Origin of the sequence: Streptomyces sp. NBC_00076 (genome assembly GCF_045041235.1) — a bacterium.
Lineage (GTDB): Bacteria > Actinomycetota > Actinomycetes > Streptomycetales > Streptomycetaceae > Streptomyces.
In genome coordinates this window covers 4771166-4790150 of sequence record NZ_CP108242.1, presented here as the reverse complement: position 1 = coordinate 4790150, position 18985 = coordinate 4771166, and the positions used below count along the sequence as shown (strand labels likewise).

The following is an 18985-nucleotide window of genomic DNA, read 5'->3' as shown; positions in this document are numbered from 1 at the left end:
TTCTCCCCCAGGGGAACGCAATGCGCACAAGAGCCAAGCTGGCCGCCGTCTCCGCCCTGACCGGCGCCCTGGCCCTCACCGCCCTCGCCGCTCCGGCGGCCCAGGCGGTCGACTCCGGCACTCCGTACACGCTGGACGTCAGCTTCTCGAACTTCAAGATCGCCTCGGCGATCAAGGTCGGCACCACCAACGAGGTCTCCGCCAAGGTCTCCTACACGCTGACCCACGGCTCGGGCGTCGACATCACGGCGGACGACTTCTTCACCGACGCCTTCATATACCGCGGCTCGTACGACGACTCGACGAACGAGATCTACGACCACGACTTCTCCACCTGCACGACGACCTCGTCGACCACGGCCACCTGCACCGGCTCGGTCGACATCGGCCCCGCCGAGGGCGACCTCACCAACGCGGACGCAGGTACCTGGCACGCCGCCGCGGAGGCGACCGCCTTCAATGGCCAGGACCCGTCCTCCAGCAGCATCGACTACAGCAAGGTCGGCTACAAGGACCAGGGCGGCCTCGCCAGCACCCTGGTGCAGCGCTACTCCAAGCTCACCGTGAACGCCGGTCCCGAGCCGGTCTACAAGGGCAAGACCGTGACCTCCACGGGCAAGCTGTCCCGCGCCAACTGGGAGGACGGCCAGTACCACGGCTACACCGGCCAGCCCGTCAAACTCCAGTTCCGCAAGGCCGGCAGCGCCACGTACACCACGATCAAGACGGTGACCTCGGACTCGACCGGCAACCTGAAGGCCACCGCCACCGCCACCTACGACGGCTACTGGCGCTTCAGCTTCGCGGGCACCTCGACCACTCCGGCCGTCAACGCCACCGGCGACTACGTAGACGTCAAGTAAAACGCGTCCCTATAAGGGGCGCGGGGCTGTATAGACATGCGGCTCCGCCGCGTGCGCGCGACCAGCCACGAGGCTCCCGCGGACGACACTCAACGGGAGCCTCGTCAAACAGAACGGCCCTGGCCCAGCGCTAAGCGGCAACGCGGCGGTCGACCCATCTCCACGCGAGTTCGAGGACGGCCGCCGCCACCACCGAGAGGCCGACCGCCAGCCACGGCATCGCCACCCCGACCAGCTTCAGCGCGAAGAAGTCCTGGAGCCCCGGCACCACCAGGACCACCAGGAACCCGGCGCCCATCGCCGCGACCAGGGCGATCCGCCACCAGGTGTAGGGGCGGGCGATGATCGCCAGTACCCACATGGAGATCAGGAAGAGCGTCAGCGTGGCGACGCTGGTCTCCGCTTCCAACGCGCCGCCGCCGGTGTAGTGGTGACGGGCGATCAGATACGTCACGAAGGTCGCGACCGCCGCCACGATCCCGCCGGGGATCGAGTACCGCATGACCCGCCGGACGAAGTGCGGCTTCGCGCGTTCCTTGTTGGGCGCGAGGGCCAGGAAGAAGGCCGGGATGCCGATGGTCAGGGTGGACAGCAGCGTCAGATGACGGGGCAGGAAGGGGTACTCGACCTGCCAGCAGACCACGAGGACCGCCAGCAGCACCGAGTAGACCGTCTTCACCAGGAACAGGGTCGCCACCCGAGTGATGTTGCCGATGACCCGCCGGCCCTCCGCGACCACCGAGGGCAGCGTCGCGAAGCTGTTGTTGAGCAGCACGATCTGCGCGACCGCCCGGGTGGCCTCCGACCCCGACCCCATGGCCACCCCGATGTCGGCGTCCTTCAGCGCGAGCACGTCGTTCACGCCGTCACCGGTCATCGCGACCGTGTGCCCGCGCGACTGCAACGCGCCCACCATGTCCCGCTTCTGCTGCGGGGTGACCCGCCCGAACACCGTGCCCTCGTCGAGCGCCTCGGCCATGCCGTCCCGGTCGGCGGGCAGCCGGCGCGCGTCCACCGTGGAACCGCTCAGCCCCAGCTTGGCGGCCACCGCGCCCACCGAGACCGCGTTGTCCCCGGATATGACCTTGGCGCGGACGTCCTGCTCGGCGAAGTAGCCGAGCGTGTCGGCCGCGTCCGGACGCAGCCGCTGTTCCAGTACGACGAGCGCGGCGGGCCGGGCACCGGCGGCCACCTCGGGATCGCCGAGGTCGCGGACGGCCCGGGTCAGCAGCAGCACCCTGAGGCCCTTCTCGTTGAGCCGCTCGGTCTCGGCGAGGTCGGGGTCGTCGGCGGGCAGCAGCACGTCGGGGGCGCCGAGCAGCCAGGTGCTGGTCTCCCCGTTCCCCTCGGTGAAGGAGGCGCCGCTGTACTTGCGGGCGGAGGAGAACGGCAGCGACTCGGTGCGGCGCCAGCCCTCGACGTCCGGGTAGGCGTCGATGATCGCCTGGAGCGAGGCGTTCGGCCGGGGGTCGGCCTTCCCGAGGGCGCCCAGGACCTTGCGTACGTACGTCTCGTCACCGCCGCCCAGCGCCCGCACCTCGGTGACGTCCATGCCGCCCTCGGTCAGCGTGCCCGTCTTGTCGAGGCAGACCGTGTCGACGCGGGCGAGGCCCTCGATGGCCGGGAGTTCCTGCACCAGGCACTGTTTTCGGCCGAGTCGGATGACGCCGATGGCGAAGGCGACGGAGGTGAGCAGGACCAGCCCCTCCGGGACCATCGGCACGATCCCGCCGACCGTCCGCGCGACCGAGTCCCCGAGGTCGTTGTCCTTGACGAACAACTGGCTGATGACCAGGCCTATCGCGGTCGGGACCATCATCCACGTCACGTACTTGAGGATCGTGGAGATACCGGAGCGCAGCTCGGAGTGGACGAGCGTGAACCGGGAGGCATCCTCGGCGAGCTGGGCGGCGTATGCCTCGCGCCCGACCTTGGTCGCCGTGAAGGCACCGCCGCCGGCTACCACGAAGCTGCCCGACATGACCTGGTCGCCCGGCCGCTTCACCACGGGATCGGCCTCGCCGGTCAGCAGCGACTCGTCGATCTCCAGCCCGTCGGCCTCGAGGCACACCCCGTCCACGACGGCCTTGTCGCCGGGCCCGATCTCGATGAGATCGTCCAGCACGATCTCGCTGGTGGCGACCTCGGAGGCGATCCCGTCCCGCCGTACGGTCGGCCGGGCCTCCCCGATCACGGCGAGCGAGTCAAGGGTCTTCTTGGCCCGCCACTCCTGGACGATCCCGATCCCGGTGTTGGCGAGGATCACGAAGCCGAACAGGCTGTCCTGGATCGGCGCGACGACCAGCATGACCAGCCAGAGCACACCGATGATCGCGTTGAACCGGGTGAAGACGTTCGCGCGGACGATCTCGGTCATGGACCGGCTGCTGCGCACCGGCACGTCGTTGACCTGCCCGCGGGCGACCCGCTCCGCGACCTCGGCGGTGCTGAGACCGCTCACGGCCGGGGCCGTCGTGGTGCGCGCAGGATCGACTTCGGCGCCCGCGTCCATGTGGGTCATGCATCCGACGGTACGTGCGGATTTACGCCTTCACCCGCCGAGTGCGCGGAAGATCCGACTTGCGGAGGAGAGGCGCGGCGGCGAGTGATGCCCTGGTACTACGAGCCCACGGGCCTACGGACCGCCGGTCACTCCGCGGCGGTGACAGGCCCGTCCTCGGCGGCCGACCTCTTGATCGCGGCGTCCCGCCGGCGGACGTACCAGATGCCGATGAACCCGAGCCCGCCCCCGGCCAGGCAGGTCCACAACCACCATGTGTGGCCGTGGTCGTCGAACCAGCCGTAGAAGGGGAGCTGCACCAGCAAGAGGACGAACCAGAGGATCGTGCCGCCGACGACGGTGGGGACGATGGGGCCCTCAAGGGGCTCCGGCGCCTCGTGCTTGAGGGATCCCGAAGAGAACACGGCCATGGGCACAGCTTACGACCGTCCCCCGTCCGCGCTGCCCGGACGTTGTCTACGCGCGGAGATGGCTTCCCGGCAGGCATACGTTCATACTGAACCCGTTTGTGTCCGGCCACTTCTCTTCGTACGAAACACCAAGGGCGCCTGGGGGAAAGCCGCTGGTGATGAGGTCTCGCATGCCCACCTCGGCCCCCGCCAAGGTTCCCGCGTCCGGTCAACCGGGCGGCACGCCCGCGCACGGCGCACTCGACCGCTACTTCCGGATCACGGAGCGGGGCAGCACCCTGTCCCGTGAGGTCCGGGGCGGATTCGCCACCTTCTTCGCGATGGCCTACATCATCGTGCTGAACCCGATCATCCTCGGCAGCGCGAAGGACATGTACGGTCACCAGCTCGACAACGGCCAGCTGGTGACGGCGACGGCCGTGACGGCGGCGTTCACCACCCTCCTGATGGGCGTCGTCGGCAACGTGCCGATCGCGCTCGCCGCCGGTCTCGGCGTGAACTCGGTCGTCGCCCTCCAGCTCGCACCCAGGATGTCCTGGCCGGACGCGATGGGCATGGTCGTCCTGGCCGGCCTCGTCGTGATGCTGCTGGTCGCCACGGGCCTGCGCGAGCGCGTCATGAACGCCGTGCCCTACGGCCTGCGCAAGGCCATCTCCATCGGCATCGGCCTGTTCATCATGCTGATCGGCCTCGTCGACTCCGGCTTCATCTCCCGGATCCCGGACGTCGCCCACACCACCGTCCCGCTCCAGCTCGGCGCCGACGGTCACCTGAACGGCTGGCCGGTCCTCGTCTTCGTCCTGGGTGCCCTGCTCACCCTCGCCCTCATCGTCCGCAAGGTCACCGGCGCGATCCTCATATCGATCGTCACGATGACGGTCCTGGCCGTGAGCATCAACGCGGTCGCGACGGTGCCGTCCTGGGGCCTCACCACCCCCAAGTGGCCCGGCAACCCCGTCGCCACCCCCGACTTCGGTCTGCTCGGCAAGGTCAGCCTCTTCGGCGGCTTCGACAAGGTCGGCGTGCTGACCGGCGTCCTCTTCGTCTTCACCGTGCTGCTGTCGTGCTTCTTCGACGCGATGGGCACGATCATGGGCGTCAGCGACGAGGCCCAGCTGACCGACGCCCAGGGCCAGATGCCCGGCATCAACAAGGTCCTCTTCGTCGACGGCATCGCGGTCGCCGCGGGCGGTGCCAGCAGCTCGTCGGCCACCACCTGTTTCGTCGAGTCCACCGCCGGCGTCGGCGAGGGCGCCCGCACCGGCTTCGCGAACGTCGTCACCGGCGGCCTGTTCGCCGTGGCGCTCTTCCTGACCCCGGTCGCCACGATGGTCCCGTCCCAGGCCGCCACCCCGGCCCTGCTCGCGGTCGGCTACCTGATCCTGGCCGGCTCGGTCAAGGAGATCGACTGGGCCGACCACACCATCGCGGTGCCGGCCTTCGTGACCATGGTGATGATGCCGTTCACCTACTCGATCACCAACGGCATCGGCATGGGCTTCATCACCTTCGTGGTGCTGCGACTGGCGGCCGGCCGGGGCAAGGAGATCCCGGCCGCGATGTACGCCGTGTCGGCCGTGTTCGCCTTCTACTACCTGATGCCGGCCCTCGGCCTCACGTGATGCCGGCCCTCGGCCTCACCTGATCACGTGGACGCCTCGCGTGGGCCGGAGGGCTCACGTGACGCCGTAGAACTTCTCCGTCTCGTCGACGGCTGCCTGGAACCGCTCGTCGAAGTCGTCGCGAACGAGCGTCCGGACGACGTAGTCCTGGACGCTCATTCCCCTCTTCGCCGCGTGGTGTCGGAGCCGTTCGAGCAGCTCCCCGTCTATCCGCAGGCTGAGCACACTGGTCCCCATGACATGAGGGTCGCGGCAGGTTGCCACTGACGTTCACTTTCCGCCGCCGCGTCACTCGTTCGGGTGATGGTCGCGTTTCAGTGGCCCGCGTCACGGGAATCGCTGTGTACCCCCGCTTGTTTAGCCAGAGTAATGAGTTACCCTAAAGAGATGCCGGACCTTACCCATGGCGACGACGCTGCCGCCGTGAACTCCCTTCGCTCCGCCGTGATGCGACTGTCGCGTCGACTCAAGCACCAGCGGGTCGACGAGTCGCTGAGCCCCACCGAGATGTCGGTGCTCGGCACCCTGTCCCTCTGCGGCAAGGCCACCCCGGGCGAACTCGCCCGCAAGGAGCATGTCCAGCCGCCGTCGATGACCCGGATCGTGGCGCTGCTCGAAGCCAAGGGGCTGGTCCGCCTGGAGCCGCATCCCGAGGACCGCCGCCAGAAGGTCGTCACGAAGACCGAGCAGGCCGAGGCCATGCTCGAGGAGAGCCGCCGCAAGCGGAACGCCTTCCTGGCCACCCTGGTCGACGGTCTCGACGAGGACGAGTGGGCGAAACTACGCGCCGCCGCCCCCGTGCTGGAGAAGCTCGCACACCGGTAAGCAGCGTTCACGAGGAGGCGAGCCCTTTTGAGTTCGGGACCCGGAGCAGACTCCGCCCCCGCACCGACCACCCACGACACCCCAACCGCACACGACACCCCGACCGCACACGACGCCCCGGCCGCACGTGACTCCTCGACCAGTCCCGAGCAACCGACCACCCCCGAGCTCTCGCCCACCCCCGAGCTCTCGCCCAAGGCGCCCGTCGAGGGCGCCGCCCGCAAGTCCTCGATGTTCAGCTCGCTCAAGGTCCGTAACTACCGGCTCTTCTTCCTCGGCCAGGTCGTCTCCAACATCGGCACCTGGATGCAGCGCATCGCCCAGGACTGGCTGGTCCTCAGCCTCACCGGCTCCTCGACCGCCGTCGGCGTCACGACAGCCCTGCAGTTCCTGCCGATGCTGCTGTTCGGCCTCTACGGCGGTGTCCTGGTCGACCGGCTGCGCAAGCGGCCCACCCTGCTCGTCACCCAGGCGGCGATGGCCCTCACCGCGATCGCGCTCGCCGTCCTCACCCTCTCCGGACACGTCCAGATCTGGCATGTCTACCTCGCCGCCTTCGCTGTCGGCCTCGCCACGGTCGTCGACAACCCGGCCCGCCAGTCCTTCGTCTCCGAGCTGGTCGGCCCGGGCCAGCTGCAGAACGCGGTCAGCCTGAACTCCGCGAACTTCCAGTCGGCCCGCCTGGTCGGTCCCGCCGTCGCCGGCCTGATGATCACCGGCGTGGGCACCGGCTACGCGTTCCTCGCCAACGGTCTGTCCTTCGTCGCGCCCATCGCCGGCCTGCTGCTGATGCGCGCACGTGACCTGCACGTCGTCGAGCGTGCCCCGCGCGCCAAGGGCCAGCTGAGGGAGGGCCTGCACTACGTCGCCGGCCGCCCCGACCTGATCTGGACCATCGTCCTGGTCGGGTTCATCGGCACCTTCGGCTTCAACTTCCCCGTCTACCTCTCGGCCTTCGCCGACGACGTCTTCGACGCGGGCGCCGGCTCCTACAGCCTCTTCAACACGCTGATGGCGATCGGCTCCCTCGCGGGCGCCCTGCTGGCGGCCCGGCGCGGCACCACCCGGATGCGGGTGCTGATCGCGGCGGCGGTGGCCTTCGGCGCGATGGAGCTGGTGGCCGCGGCGGCCCCGTCCCTGTGGCTGTTCGCCCTGCTCATGGCCCCGATCGGGATGTTCGGGATGACCGTCAACGTCACCGCGAACACCAGCATCCAGATGACCACCGACCCGGCCATGCGCGGCCGCGTGATGGCCCTCTACATGATGGTCTTCCTGGGCGGCTCGCCCGTGGGCGCCCCGATCGCCGGCTGGGTCACGGACGCGTACGGCGTCCGGGTGGGCCTGGCGGTGGGCGGTGCCATCGCGGCGGCCGCGGCCGTCACGATCGGCCTGGTCCTCGCCCGGGTGGGCAACCTGCGCCTGTCCGTGGGCTGGAACGGCGGGCATCCGCGGGTCGCTTTCGTGCCGCGGGAGCGGGAGGAGCTGGCCGCGGCGGCGTAGTCCTGTGGGGCGTCAGTCGCGGGGGAAGTCGTCGGTCTCGAGGGTGAGGCCGACGACGGTGTCGGTGAGATCCACGTCGTCTCCGAAGGCGACCTTCGTTTCGATCCCGTAGTCGTCGCCCTTGGGGCTGAGGTAGAGACGGCACTTGCCCTGATACGGGTCGGCGATGAGGTACACGGGAACCTCGGCCAGCGCGTACGCGGTCTTCTTGGGGCCGTAGTCGTTGGCTGCCGTACCCCGGGAGATGACCTCGGCGACGAACTCGACGTCCTCATGGCGCCAGCGTCCCTCGTCGTCCTTCACCGCCGAGGCGCTGAGCAGGGCCACGTCCGGGCAGAAGCCGTTCTCGTGGCCGGGGAAGTCGATGCGTACGTCCGAAAAGATCTTGGCGTCCATCCCGAACCTGTCCTCGACCGCCCGTACGATCCGGCGAATGATCTGCCAGTCGGTGTCGCGCTGCGGCGTCATGTGAACGTTGCCCTCGACGATCTCGACCCTGAAGCCTTCGGGGACGGGCATCCGCTCAAGCCGCTCGAACCACTCGTCCAAGCGCTTGGTGTTGGCGTCGGCCATGGCGATCCTGTCGTCTACGACGGTCATCGTGGCGCTCCTCCCCGGCTGCCCTGTGGACGAGTGCAGCCGCGCAGTACAACGATACGTACGGTGACCGGGACACGCCCGGGCGTGCGGGCCCGGCGGGCACACTGACCCCATGAGACTCTTCGCCGCCGTGCTGCCCCCCGAGGACGTGACCAGCGAACTCGCCGCCGAGGTGGCCGAGTTGCGGAAGCTCCCCGGTGCGGACGGCCTGCGCTGGACCGGCCGCCCCGGCTGGCACTACACCCTCGCCTTCTACGGCGAGGTGGACGACGACCTCGTACCGGAACTGTCGGCGCGGCTGGAGCGAGCCGCGCACCGCACCGCGCCCTTCCCGCTGGCGGTGCGCGGCGGCGGGCAGTTCGGGCACGGGCGGGCGCTGTGGGCGGGCGCGGAGGGTGATGTGCCCGCACTGCGGCTGCTGGCGGACCGAGCCGAGTCGGCGGCGCGCAAGGCGGGCGTACTCATGGGGGAGCACCGCCGGTACAAGGCCCATCTCACGGTGGCCCGCAGCCGCGAGGAAGTGGACGTCCACCCCTTCCTGGAGGTCCTGAAGGGGTTCACGAGCCGTACCTGGACGGTGGACGAGCTGACACTGGTCCGCAGCAACCTGCCGACGTCGGGGGTGCCAGGAGAACAGCCCCGCTACGAGACGGTCGGCCGCTGGCCCCTGGAGGCGGCCGGTTAGGCTCGAAGGCGTGGACCCGAAAACCCGGAACCGGATCATGGCCGGTGCGCTCGTGCTGATGTTCGTCGTGGTCGCGGTGGCGGCGGCGGTCGGGAGGTAGTTCCCGACCCCCGCCGGCCGACAGCCCTGAGGGCCGCCGCCTACCAGGCGAAGGCCTCCGGAGACGGCCCCGGGCCGGGGAAGATCTCCTCCAGGCCGGTCAGCAGTTCCTCGCCCAGCTCCAGCTCGACCGCGCGCAGCGCGGAGTCGAGCTGCTCGGCGGTGCGCGGACCGACGATCGGGCCGGTCACGCCCGGGCGGGTGAGCAGCCAGGCCAGAGCGGCCTCACCCGGCTCGATCCCGTGCTTCTCGAGCAGGTCCTCGTAGGCCTGGATCTGGGCGCGTGCGGCGGGGTTGGCGAGGGTGTCCGCGGCCCGCCCGCTCGCGCGCCGACCGCCCGCGACCTCCTTCTTGATGACGCCGCCCAGCAGCCCGCCCTGCAACGGCGACCAGGGGATGACCCCGAGGCCGTACTCCTGCGCGGCCGGGATGACCTCCATCTCGGCGCGGCGCTCGGCCAGGTTGTACAGGCACTGCTCGCTGACGAGACCGATGGTGCCGCCGCGCCGGGCGGCGATCTCGTTGGCCTGGGCGATCTTGTAGCCGGGGAAGTTGGACGACCCGGCGTAGAGGATCTTCCCCTGCTGGACGAGGACGTCGATCGCCTGCCAGATCTCCTCGAAGGGAGTCGAGCGGTCGATGTGGTGGAACTGGTAGACGTCGATGTAGTCGGTCTGGAGCCGCTTCAGCGACGCGTCGACCGCTCGCCGGATGTTGACGGCGGACAGCTTGTCGTGGTTCGGCCAGGAGGGGCCGTCCCCGGCCATGTTGCCGTAGACCTTGGTGGCGAGTACGACCTTGTCGCGGCGGCCCTCACCCTTGGCGAACCAGCTACCGATGATCTCCTCGGTACGGCCCTTGTTCTCGCCCCAGCCATAGACGTTGGCCGTGTCGAAGTAGTTGATCCCCGCGTCCAGCGCCGCGTCCATGATCGCGTGGCTGTCCGCTTCGTCGGTCTGCGGACCGAAGTTCATGGTGCCGAGGACGAGTCGGCTGACCTTGAGTCCCGTGCGTCCGAGCTGCGTGTACTTCATGGTCCCCAAGCCAACGACTTGGAGTGCGCTCTATGCAAGCATCTCCTGCCGGCGGCTCGGAGCCGGCGCCTGCCTCAGTCCCGGGGGAACTCGGCCGTCTTGAGGACGAGGTCCACGACGGTGCCGGTGAGGTCGACGTCGTCCCCGAACGGCACCTTCGTCTCGGTCGCGTAGTCGCCGCCCTTGGGATGCGTGTATAGGAGGCACCTGCCCTGGTATGGGTCGACGACGAGGTAGACGGGGACCTCGGCCTCGGCGTACGCGGTCTTCTTGGGGCCGTAGTCGTTGGCGCCCGTACTCTTCGAGATCACCTCGGCGACGAACACGACGTCCTGGTGGCGCCAGAGGCCCTTGTCGTCCTTGTCGGCGCCGTCGGCCACGAGCGTCACGTCGGAGGCGAAACCGTTGAGGTGGCCCGGGTAGTCGATACGGACGTCGGACTTCAGGCGCTTCCGCGGGTACTTGGCGCGCAGTTGCTCGACGATGTCCAGGGTGATGTCCCAATGGGTGTCCCGCTGAGGTGACATGAAGATGTTCCCCCCGACGATCTCGGTCTTGTAGCCCTCGGGGATGGGACTCTCTTCAAGCCACTTGAACAGCGCGTCGAGCGTGGGTTCGTCGCCACTCGCGCTGTTCTCGCTGCTCTCGGCCATCTCGATCCTGTCTTCAAGGACGGTCATCGTGGCGCTCCTCCCCGGCTGCAGCTCGGACGAGTGCAGCCGCGCAGTACAACGATACGCAGCGTGACCAGGGCACGCCCGGATTCCGTCAGGCGCTTTCGGCCCGGTCCGGCTCCGCCAGGTCCCACGCCTGGTGCATCGCGTCCGCGAACGCCGCCGCGATCTTGCGCTCGCCGCTCTCGTTCGGGTGCGTCCCGTCGTAGGTGTCGGTGTGGATGTCGTACGACGGCGGGAGCGACGCCAGCAGCAGGGGTGAGCGCGGCTCGTCCAGGTCGGCCGCGGTCTTCGCCAGCAGGTCGTTGAAGAGCGCCACCTGGGTCCCGAAGCCCGCGTCCGTCAGGGCCCGTACGTTCGGGATCACCGGCAGCAGGACGACGCGTATCCGAGGGTTGGCCTCCCGGGCCCCCGCCACAAAGGCCCGGACGTTCTCCGTCGTCTGCTCGGCGTTCGTGTAGAAGCCCAGGTCGATCAGGCCGAGCGAGACGAGGAGGACGTCCGCCCCGGTCCCCCGTACCGCCTCGCCGATCAGCGGGGCCATGTGCAGCCAGCCCTCGCCCCAGCCGGCCAGGTGGGCGCGCGGGAAGTCCGGGTCGGCGTACGCGTACGAGGTGGGGGCGTCCGTCACCTTGTCGTGGAGCGTCTCACGCGGGCCGACCAGGGCGAACGGGCCGCCGTGCGTCGTGCACAGGTGGCGCCACATCCAGTAGCGCCAGGTGTGTTCGCCCGCGCTCCCGATCGTCATGGAGTCGCCGACCGGCATGATCCTAAGCATCCGCTCATGATGGACGATCTCCGGAACGGGTGGGGGGCGCGAGCGTGTGAGGCCCGCCACGCGCCGTCACATCGGGGCCGGGATGGCAGTCTTGGGGCATGCGTCGCTCCCTTGCGTTCCTTGCCGCGGGCTTCCTCGTCGGTGTGCTCGCCGTGCCGGCCTCCGCCGCGGACGGAGACGAGGGGTTCACCATGTCGGACCCCCGTATCACCGAGTCCAGCGGACTCGCCGCCTCCCGTCAGCACCCCGGCGTCTACTGGACGCACAACGACAGCGACGACGGCCCGTACCTCTACGCCGTCGACAGCTCCACCGGCAAGACCGTCGCCACGATCACCCTCACCGGCGTCGGCACCCCGCGTGACGTCGAGGCGATCTCCATCGGGCCCGACAACCAGATCTACGTCGGTGACATCGGGGACAACCTGGGCGGCGGCTGGTCGTACGTGTGGATCTACCAGCTGTCCGAGCCCAAACAGCTCAAGAACCAGACCATCCGCGCCACGCAGTACGTCGTGAAGTACTCCGACGGGGCCCGGGACGCCGAGTCGCTCGTCGTGGATCCCCGGACCGGGCGGCCGTACATCATCGACAAGAAGGAGGACGGCGGGCATCTCTACGAGGGGCCCGCGAAGCTCTCCGCCTCCGGCACCAACATCTTCAAACCGATCGCCGCCGTCGACCTGTGGGCCACCGACGCCGCCCTCTCCCCGGACGGCAAGCAGCTCGCCGTACGCGGGTACCTCGGAGGCATCTGGTACGACTGGAACGGCGGGAAGATCAAGCGGAAGGGGCGGCTCAGCGTGCCCCTTCAAGGCCAGGGCGAGTCCGTCAGCTACTCCGCCGACGGCACGAGGCTGATGTACGGCAGCGAGGGCACCGACAGTCCGGTGGAGGCCAGGGACGCGCCCGGTGGCTCCGGTGCCAAGTCGCCGTCGGGGAGCGGGAGTTCGGGCGAATCCGACGGTGGCGGCGACGGCGGCACGAGCGGCAACGTCAAGGTCGGCGCGATCGCGGTGGTCGCGGTCGCGGCGCTGTTCGGGTTCCGGAGGCTATTCCGTCGCTCCTGAGCCCGCGGCCCGTTCGGTGGCGCGCACGCGCGGACCGCTCCGGACACAAGGTGACGTCGACTCTCTTGACGTGTCCATGTGACCTGTCTTCCATGGAAGGTGCGGGGATGGGAGCGCTCCCATCCGTTCCGGGCCCGCGCCTCCCGAGAGGAAGCAGCGACATGTTCCGCAGCTTGCGAAGAGCGCTGTGCGCGGTGGCGGCCGCGCTCCTGTTACCACTGGGGGCCGGAGCGCAGACGGCCCACGCGGCGGAGCCCGGCACCGTGCGGGCGGCCGAGGCCGGCGCCGGCTACTGGCACACCAGCGGCCGTCAGATCCTGGACGCGGCCGGGCAGCCGGTCCGGGTCGCCGGGATCAACTGGTTCGGCTTCGAGACCGCCAACTACGTGGTCCACGGCCTGTGGTCCCGCGACTACAAGAGCATGATCGACCAGATGAGGTCGCTGGGCTACAACACCCTGCGCATCCCGTTCAGCGACGACATCTTCAAGAGCTCCACCGCGCCCGTCAGCATCGACTTCTCCGGCGGCAAGAACGCCGACCTCCAGGGCCTCAACTCCCTCCAGGTCCTGGACAGGATCGTCTCGTACGCCGGTCAGGACGGCCTGAAGGTCATCCTGGACCGGCACCGCCCGGACTCCGCCGGCCAGTCGGCGCTCTGGTACACGGCCGCGGTCCCCGAGTCGACCTGGATCACCAACCTCAAGTCGCTGGCGACCCGTTACAAGGGCAACACCACCGTCGTCGGCATCGACCTGCACAACGAGCCCCACGACCCCGCCTGCTGGGGCTGCGGCGACACGACGAGGGACTGGCGGCTGGCGGCCCAGCGCGCCGGGAACGCGGTGCTGTCCGTCAACCCCGAGCTGCTGATCTTCGTCGAGGGCGTGCAGACCTTCAACGGTGTCTCCGGCTGGTGGGGCGGCAACCTGATGGGCGTCGCCCAGTACCCGGTACAGCTCGACGTGGCCAACCGGGTCGTGTACTCCGCCCACGACTACGCCACCAGCGTCGCCCAGCAGAGCTGGTTCAGCGACCCGACGTTCCCGAACAACATGCCGGGGATCTGGGACAAGTACTGGGGGTACATCTTCAAGCAGAACATCGCGCCCGTGTGGGTGGGCGAGTTCGGTACCACCCTCCAGTCGACGGTGGACCAGAAGTGGCTGGCCGCACTGGTGAGTTACCTCCGGCCGACGTCGACGAACGGGGCCGACTCCTTCCACTGGACGTTCTGGTCCTGGAATCCCAACTCCGGTGACACCGGCGGGATCCTCAAGGACGACTGGCAGACCGTGGACACGGTGAAGGACGGCTATTTGGCGAGCATCAAGGCGCCGGGCTTCCCGGCGGGCGGCGGTGGTCCCGGCGATCCCGGTGACCCGGGCGGTCCGGCAGGCGGCACCGCCGCCTGCACCGCCGCCTACACCGTCAGCAGCGACTGGGGCGGCGGCTTCAACGCGGAGGTGAAGGTGACCAACTCGGGTACGACCGCGCTGAAGTCGTGGAAGGTGACGTGGACCTGGCCCGGCGCGCAGAAGGTCACCAGCATGTGGAACGCGTCGTACACACAGTCCGGGGCGAGCGTGACCGCCGCCAACGCCGATCACAACGGGGCGGTCCCGGTGGGCGGTTCGGCGAGCTTCGGGTTCGGGGGTGCGCCCGGGGGCGGGGGTGTGCCGAGTGTGAGCTGCACGGCGACGTGAGACTCCGTACCGAGGAGGGGCGCCCGGTGCTGCCGGGCGCCCCTCTGTCTCACGTGGTGTGCTTCACCGGGTTTCCCTCATGGGCGAAACCTCATCGCGAGTTCCCGCGTGCGCGAAGAAAGCGCGACCCGAAGTAGAGCACTCCCAGTGCTCCTCCGACCGCGCCGACGCCACACAGTGCCGCCGCCCAGGGGGCCATGTCCTGGGTGATCCACAGCAGGCTCACCACGACCAGCGCCACGGAGAAAAGGAATCGCTCTCCATGGCTCAGTTCGCGGCGGCCGAACAGTCCCCGATGGCGCTGCACTTGTATGTCACGCCCTTCAGTTTGATGTCCCGGCACCCTACCTTCGCGGTGAGGGGAGTGGAATCCCGTCCCAACGAGAAGGCACCCGGTGTCCGCCGGGCGCCCCTCGTGTGACCGACTCGGCCGCTGCGGAAGCCTGTTGGGCCCCGGCCTGTCCGTCACCCCAGATAGGCGGGGGCGACGGCGGAGGTCATCAGCCGGCGGGCCGCGCCGGTGCCGTCGGCGGGGACGGTCCACAGGTCCGAGCCGTAGTCGCCGGGGAGGGCGTAGACCAGCGTGCCGTTGCCGGACCACAGCGCCTGGTCGTCGATGTTGCGCTGCTCGGCGGTCGCGGTTTCCTTCATGGTGCGCAGGTCCAGGACGTAGAGGCGCCAGGGAGCGTCCGGAGAGGCCCCCGCGACGCGCTTCTTGTAGGCGATCCGCGTGCCGTCGGGCGAGAGCGAGGGACATTCCACGTTGCGGTGCACGGTGGTGAGGGTGCGTGCCGAAACGTCGCCGCGGACGAGGTAGGTGTGGCCGCCCGTCGCCAGCGTGGCGTAGAAGTGCGTGTCGTCGGCGAAGGTGACACCCCAGATGTTGGTGTCCGCGGCGCGGTACGGATGGCCGTCCTTGGTGATGTGGAAGGTCTCCAGGTTGTCGTCGATCGCCCAGGTGCGGGTGTCGACGATGGCGGTGCGGGTGGAGAAGTCGGTGCCGGCGTACGAGTCCCCGCTGACGAAGACCGTCCAGGCGACCAGATGACCGGAGGGCGAGACCCGGGCCCGGGTGGGGATGCCCGCCGCCGGGAAGTGGTGCAGTTCGCGCAGGTGCGAGTCGAGTACCACCGCGCGGTAGCTGTCCTCCAGCGTGCCGTGAACGGCCCGCAGACAGACGGCGGTTCCCGCAGCCGCGTGGAAGCGCAGGCACTTGACGCCGGACACGGTGCGCGGCCCCTGCGGATCGTCGGCGGGCACGGCGGCTATCTCGTCGCGGTGCGGGCCCCAGGCCAGGTTGCGTACCAGCAGCCGACGGCCGGTCGTCGGCCGGAGCGAGACGGTACCGGCCCGTACGGTCGGACCGTCCGCCTGCTGCTGGTCACGCAGGCCCGATCGGTGGGCGGCGTGCAGCACGGCCCCGGTACCGACCGCCCCGAGGAGCAGAACGGCGGCGAGCAGGATCGTCAGACGGGCGGTTCTGGTCATGCGGACACCTCATCGGCCTCATCGGTCTCAGGGGCGGTACGGAGAAGGAACGAGGCCATGACGGCGCTGACGGCCAGTGCGGCGGCGGTGACGGCGAGGGCGGTCCGCCCGCCCCACAGGCTCCACGCCGCGCCGAAGGCGAGCGAGCAGCCGAACCGGGCCAGCGCCTGGCCGGTGCCCACCAACGCCTGTCCGGCACCCTGGTGCCGTGCCGGGACGGCACCCGCCGTGGCGGCCGCGAGTACGCCGTCGGTGGCCGCGTAGAAGCTGCCGTGCAGGACGAGGACGGCGATCACGGCCGGGACGCCGTGCCAGGGGGAGAGCACCAGGCCGTAGCCGAGCAGCAGGACTCCGTGGCCGGCCAGGAAGAGCCGGCGGCGGTCGACGCGGTCGGCGAGGGTGCCGAGGGGGACGGCCAGCAGCAGGAAGACGGCTGCCGTGCCCAGCGGCAGCAGCGGGAACAGATGGGCGGACAGGTTCCCCTCGCGTTGCAGGAGGAGGTAGAGGAAGGAGTCGCTGACGGTGGTGAGACCGAGGAGCGCGGTGCACAGGGTGAGGCGGCGCAGTTCGGGTCGGCGCAGCAGGGCGAGCGAGTCGCGCAGCGCCGGTGGCGGTTCGGGAAGGCGTACGGCGTCGGCGGGGGCGATGCGGCGGGGTACGAAGAGCAGCAGGACCAGGACGCCGAGGGCGGCCACGCAGCCGCTGACCGCGAAGACCGCGTCGTAGCCGTCGACGGTGGCCCGCAGTACGGCGAACGCGACGAGCGGGCCGAGCAGCGCGCCGGTGGTGTCCATGGCGCGGTGCACCCCGAACGCCCGTCCCCGGTGCGCGGGTTCGGTGGACAGCGAGATCATCGCGTCCCGGGGAGCGGTGCGCAGCCCCTTGCCGGTGCGGTCGACCGCGAGGACGGCGCTGATCACGGGGAGGGTGTGGGCGAGCAGCAGCAGCGGTTTGCACACCGCCGACAGGCCGTAGCCGAGGCCCGCCACCACCTTGTGGCGGCGTCCTCCCCGGTCGGCGAGGTGGCCGCCGGCCAGCCGTACCAGGGCCCCGACGCCGTTGTTGATGCCGTCGAGGAGGCCGAAACCGAGGGGGGACAGGCCGAGCGCCGTGACCACGTAGAGCGGCAGGACGGCCGTGACCATCTCCGAGGAGACGTCCGTGATGAGGCTGACCGCACCCAGGGCCAGCACGGCGGGGGGCACGGCGGCCGACCGCCGCCCCGGACTTGAGTCCGGGACGACGGCGGCCTTCGTACCGCGGGAGTCCGCGAGGTACACCGGCGTCAGTTCCAGATGCCGGTGATGTCGGACGCCGAGGCGGCGTTGCCCGCGTGCGCGGTCAGACCGGCCAGGTCCTCCACGGTGCGCAGCACGTTGTAGTGGTTGTAGGTGGTGGCGCTGGAGCTGCCGGCGGCGACGTGCTGCCCGTACAGGACGGTGGGGATGCGGTTGCCGGACAGCTTGTTGTCCTCGTCGAAGGTGACGGCGAGGACGCTGTTGTGGGTCTTGGCCCAGGTGGCGTAGGCGCCCAGGTTGTTCTTGATCCAGGTGTCGCCCGTGGAGACCGAGCAGTCGTGCATGTCACTGCACAGGTTCGGGACGACGAAGGACACCTTAGGCAGGGTCGTGTAGTCGGTCGGGAACTGCGCGAAGGTCTTCGCGGTGCTCGTCGGCACGTTGGAGAAGCCGAACCAGGGGTTGTGCTTCTGCGCGTAGTCGCCGCTGCTGCACGTCGTCGAACCCTGGCTGGGCAGCGACTCGTTGTAGCTCGCCCAGGTCTTCCCGGCGGCGATCAGTTCGGAGGCGAGGTTGGGCGCGGAGAGGGACCCGACGCCGACGCAACTGTCGTCGGTGCGGCCCTGGTTGGAGCCCGAGAACAGCATGTAGTAGTTCGGCTCGCTGGGGTGGGTGAGGCCGTAGGACTGCGTGAGGTTGGCGCCACCCGCCTTCAGGGTGTTGTTGAGGTACGGGGCGCTGGAGCTGCCGATCACCTGCGAGTAGGCGTGGTTCTCCATCACCACGACCACGACGTGGTCGGGGGTGGGGAGAGCGGCGGCCTGAGCGGTGGTGCCGGTGACGGCCCACAGGCCGATCGAACCGGCGGTGAGGGCAACGGCTCCGGCGAGTGAGGCGAGGGGACGTCTGCTGGGCTTGGCGGCCTTGACGGCGGTCATACCTGTCCTCCGGACAGCGGTGACGGACGTACGGGGGGTGGCAGCGCCGTAACCCTAGGTGCGCGACCGGGGACCCGGCCGCGCGTCGCGGGGGAAGAACAGACGAACGATGGGCCCCGCCGGGCAAAGCCCGCGCAAAGGGATCCCCATCCCGGCAAAGCGCACGTCAAGCGGGCACCGGCCTCTCGCGGCACGCCAGTTCGGGGGCGGGCAAGAAGTCAGGGGCGGCCGGTGGGGATGACGGTCCTGCGTACCGGCACGATCGCGTGGGCTCTGCGCGGCTTGGGGGCGTCGAGCATCGTGACGCCGTTGGATCCGCTCCTGCGGAGGTAGAAGAGGGGACCGGCCACGAACGTCACGAAGATCGCGATGATGCTGACGGGGAACAGCGCCGGGCCGGATTCGCCCTCCGGCCGGACCTGGCCGCCCACGTGGATGGCGTAGACGAGCGAGGCGACGAAGACGACCGCGCACAGGACGGCGAGGACGAGGTGTGCGGCGGAGCGTCGGCGGGCGCGGGCCTCGTCGGTCACCACGGCCAGCAGGGAAGCCTCGCAGACGGAGCAGATCAGCTCGACGCTCTGCTTGCCCGTCGCGGGCCGGCGCACGCGGTAGTCGGTGTCGCGCCAGGCGACCTTGCGGGTCCGCATGAAGATGCCGGTCGTCCTGTCGCTGAGGATGTGGCGCACCGCGACTTCCACGGTGCCCGGTATCGGTCTGTTCATGTCCCCGCGGTTCCTTCCGTCGCATGGCCCGATGTGGGCGCATGGGGCTCACAGCGTCGGGCTTGCGGCGGCGGTGAATCAACGGCCCGCGGAAGGCTTTGCCTTGAACTTGCCTTCCGCGTAAACCGTCTGACCAGCATGAGGGAGGGGCATGCCCGGTGGTCACCAAGTGCCCCCGGAACAAAGGAGTTTCAAATCTTCACTCG

18 protein-coding genes are annotated in these 18985 nt (G+C 69.6%); 7 read left to right on the top strand and 11 right to left on the bottom strand.

Going from position 1 to position 18985, the window contains the following annotated elements; translation table 11 throughout:
• Positions 1-20: 20 nt before the first annotated feature.
• Positions 21-863, top strand: coding sequence for a hypothetical protein (locus OHA64_RS21590; protein WP_405615470.1), 843 nt, complete (start codon positions 21-23; stop codon positions 861-863).
• Between the two features lie 130 nt (positions 864-993).
• Here OHA64_RS21590 and OHA64_RS21585 read toward each other — a convergent pair whose 3' ends face one another.
• Both OHA64_RS21585 and OHA64_RS21580 read right to left on the bottom strand, forming a co-directional pair.
• A complete protein-coding gene (locus OHA64_RS21585; protein ID WP_405615468.1) occupies positions 994-3384 on the bottom strand; it encodes a cation-translocating P-type ATPase in 2391 nt (796 codons plus the stop codon).
• A 128-nt stretch (positions 3385-3512) separates the two neighbouring features.
• Positions 3513-3794, bottom strand: coding sequence for a DUF2530 domain-containing protein (locus tag OHA64_RS21580; protein ID WP_405615466.1), 282 nt, complete (start codon positions 3792-3794; stop codon positions 3513-3515).
• Between the two features lie 170 nt (positions 3795-3964).
• Between OHA64_RS21580 and OHA64_RS21575 the strand changes: the two genes are divergently transcribed.
• Positions 3965-5416, top strand: coding sequence for an NCS2 family permease (locus tag OHA64_RS21575; RefSeq protein WP_405615464.1), 1452 nt, complete (start codon positions 3965-3967; stop codon positions 5414-5416).
• A 54-nt stretch (positions 5417-5470) separates the two neighbouring features.
• Here the strand turns inward: OHA64_RS21575 and OHA64_RS21570 are convergent, their stop codons facing one another.
• Complete coding sequence (locus OHA64_RS21570; protein ID WP_095752075.1) at positions 5471-5653, bottom strand: ribbon-helix-helix protein, CopG family; 183 nt, start codon at positions 5651-5653, stop codon at positions 5471-5473.
• A 150-nt stretch (positions 5654-5803) separates the two neighbouring features.
• Between OHA64_RS21570 and OHA64_RS21565 the strand changes: the two genes are divergently transcribed.
• Positions 5804-6241: a MarR family transcriptional regulator gene (locus tag OHA64_RS21565; RefSeq protein ID WP_362449553.1), complete on the top strand. Its 438-nt coding sequence runs from the start codon at positions 5804-5806 to the stop codon at positions 6239-6241.
• A gap of 231 nt (positions 6242-6472) precedes the next feature.
• Positions 6473-7744, top strand: coding sequence for an MFS transporter (locus OHA64_RS21560; RefSeq protein ID WP_405624045.1), 1272 nt, complete (start codon positions 6473-6475; stop codon positions 7742-7744).
• Between the two features lie 12 nt (positions 7745-7756).
• Here OHA64_RS21560 and OHA64_RS21555 read toward each other — a convergent pair whose 3' ends face one another.
• A complete protein-coding gene (locus OHA64_RS21555) occupies positions 7757-8344 on the bottom strand; it encodes a Uma2 family endonuclease (protein WP_405615461.1) in 588 nt (195 codons plus the stop codon).
• 112 nt (positions 8345-8456) lie between these two features.
• Here OHA64_RS21555 and thpR point away from each other — a divergent pair, with 112 nt between their 5' ends.
• Positions 8457-9029 (top strand): RNA 2',3'-cyclic phosphodiesterase, encoded by a 573-nt coding sequence (gene thpR, locus OHA64_RS21550; RefSeq protein ID WP_405615458.1) that lies wholly within the window; start codon positions 8457-8459, stop codon positions 9027-9029.
• A gap of 140 nt (positions 9030-9169) precedes the next feature.
• Here the strand turns inward: thpR and OHA64_RS21545 are convergent, their stop codons facing one another.
• The 3 genes from OHA64_RS21545 to OHA64_RS21535 all read right to left on the bottom strand — a co-directional run bounded on the left by OHA64_RS21545 (position 9170) and on the right by OHA64_RS21535 (position 11614).
• Positions 9170-10162, bottom strand: coding sequence for an aldo/keto reductase (locus OHA64_RS21545; protein ID WP_405615456.1), 993 nt, complete (start codon positions 10160-10162; stop codon positions 9170-9172).
• Positions 10163-10236: 74 nt separating this feature from the next.
• Positions 10237-10842 (bottom strand): Uma2 family endonuclease, encoded by a 606-nt coding sequence (locus tag OHA64_RS21540; protein ID WP_405615453.1) that lies wholly within the window; start codon positions 10840-10842, stop codon positions 10237-10239.
• An 88-nt stretch (positions 10843-10930) separates the two neighbouring features.
• Positions 10931-11614 carry a GDSL-type esterase/lipase family protein gene (locus OHA64_RS21535; protein WP_405615451.1) on the bottom strand — a complete coding sequence of 228 codons (684 nt, stop codon included), beginning with the start codon at positions 11612-11614 and terminating at the stop codon, positions 10931-10933.
• Between the two features lie 98 nt (positions 11615-11712).
• Between OHA64_RS21535 and OHA64_RS21530 the strand changes: the two genes are divergently transcribed.
• Together OHA64_RS21530 and OHA64_RS21525 are read left to right on the top strand one after the other, a co-directional pair.
• A complete protein-coding gene (locus OHA64_RS21530) occupies positions 11713-12684 on the top strand; it encodes a WD40 repeat domain-containing protein (RefSeq protein WP_405615449.1) in 972 nt (323 codons plus the stop codon).
• Positions 12685-12845: 161 nt separating this feature from the next.
• Positions 12846-14390, top strand: a complete 1545-nt coding sequence (locus tag OHA64_RS21525) for a cellulase family glycosylhydrolase (protein WP_405615448.1) — start codon at positions 12846-12848, stop codon at positions 14388-14390.
• Positions 14391-14855: 465 nt separating this feature from the next.
• Here OHA64_RS21525 and OHA64_RS21520 read toward each other — a convergent pair whose 3' ends face one another.
• The 4 genes from OHA64_RS21520 to OHA64_RS21505 all read right to left on the bottom strand — a co-directional run bounded on the left by OHA64_RS21520 (position 14856) and on the right by OHA64_RS21505 (position 18779).
• Positions 14856-15878, bottom strand: coding sequence for a TolB family protein (locus tag OHA64_RS21520; protein ID WP_405615445.1), 1023 nt, complete (start codon positions 15876-15878; stop codon positions 14856-14858).
• Positions 15875-17158 (bottom strand): MFS transporter, encoded by a 1284-nt coding sequence (locus OHA64_RS21515; protein ID WP_405615443.1) that lies wholly within the window; start codon positions 17156-17158, stop codon positions 15875-15877. The genes OHA64_RS21520 and OHA64_RS21515 overlap by 4 nt, the downstream gene beginning before the upstream one ends.
• 5 nt (positions 17159-17163) lie before the next feature.
• Positions 17164-18054 carry an alkaline phosphatase family protein gene (locus tag OHA64_RS21510; RefSeq protein WP_405615441.1) on the bottom strand — a complete coding sequence of 297 codons (891 nt, stop codon included), beginning with the start codon at positions 18052-18054 and terminating at the stop codon, positions 17164-17166.
• 218 nt (positions 18055-18272) lie between these two features.
• Complete coding sequence (locus OHA64_RS21505; RefSeq protein ID WP_405615439.1) at positions 18273-18779, bottom strand: hypothetical protein; 507 nt, start codon at positions 18777-18779, stop codon at positions 18273-18275.
• Positions 18780-18985: the final 206 nt, after the last annotated feature.

Bases quoted from the DNA above. Each gene is read 5' to 3' on its own strand.
- OHA64_RS21590 (WP_405615470.1), top strand. From the start codon at position 21: ATGCGCACAAGAGCCAAGCTGGCCGCCGTCTCCGCCCTGACCGGCGCC.
- OHA64_RS21585 (WP_405615468.1), bottom strand. From the start codon at position 3,384: ATGACCCACATGGACGCGGGCGCCGAAGTCGATCCTGCGCGCACCACG.
- OHA64_RS21580 (WP_405615466.1), bottom strand. From the start codon at position 3,794: ATGGCCGTGTTCTCTTCGGGATCCCTCAAGCACGAGGCGCCGGAGCCC.
- OHA64_RS21575 (WP_405615464.1), top strand. From the start codon at position 3,965: ATGCCCACCTCGGCCCCCGCCAAGGTTCCCGCGTCCGGTCAACCGGGC.
- OHA64_RS21570 (WP_095752075.1), bottom strand. From the start codon at position 5,653: ATGGGGACCAGTGTGCTCAGCCTGCGGATAGACGGGGAGCTGCTCGAA.
- OHA64_RS21565 (WP_362449553.1), top strand. From the start codon at position 5,804: ATGCCGGACCTTACCCATGGCGACGACGCTGCCGCCGTGAACTCCCTT.
- OHA64_RS21560 (WP_405624045.1), top strand. From the start codon at position 6,473: ATGTTCAGCTCGCTCAAGGTCCGTAACTACCGGCTCTTCTTCCTCGGC.
- OHA64_RS21555 (WP_405615461.1), bottom strand. From the start codon at position 8,344: ATGACCGTCGTAGACGACAGGATCGCCATGGCCGACGCCAACACCAAG.
- thpR (WP_405615458.1), top strand. From the start codon at position 8,457: ATGAGACTCTTCGCCGCCGTGCTGCCCCCCGAGGACGTGACCAGCGAA.
- OHA64_RS21545 (WP_405615456.1), bottom strand. From the start codon at position 10,162: ATGAAGTACACGCAGCTCGGACGCACGGGACTCAAGGTCAGCCGACTC.
- OHA64_RS21540 (WP_405615453.1), bottom strand. From the start codon at position 10,842: ATGACCGTCCTTGAAGACAGGATCGAGATGGCCGAGAGCAGCGAGAAC.
- OHA64_RS21535 (WP_405615451.1), bottom strand. From the start codon at position 11,614: ATGCTTAGGATCATGCCGGTCGGCGACTCCATGACGATCGGGAGCGCG.
- OHA64_RS21530 (WP_405615449.1), top strand. From the start codon at position 11,713: ATGCGTCGCTCCCTTGCGTTCCTTGCCGCGGGCTTCCTCGTCGGTGTG.
- OHA64_RS21525 (WP_405615448.1), top strand. From the start codon at position 12,846: ATGTTCCGCAGCTTGCGAAGAGCGCTGTGCGCGGTGGCGGCCGCGCTC.
- OHA64_RS21520 (WP_405615445.1), bottom strand. From the start codon at position 15,878: ATGACCAGAACCGCCCGTCTGACGATCCTGCTCGCCGCCGTTCTGCTC.
- OHA64_RS21510 (WP_405615441.1), bottom strand. From the start codon at position 18,054: ATGACCGCCGTCAAGGCCGCCAAGCCCAGCAGACGTCCCCTCGCCTCA.
- OHA64_RS21505 (WP_405615439.1), bottom strand. From the start codon at position 18,779: ATGAACAGACCGATACCGGGCACCGTGGAAGTCGCGGTGCGCCACATC.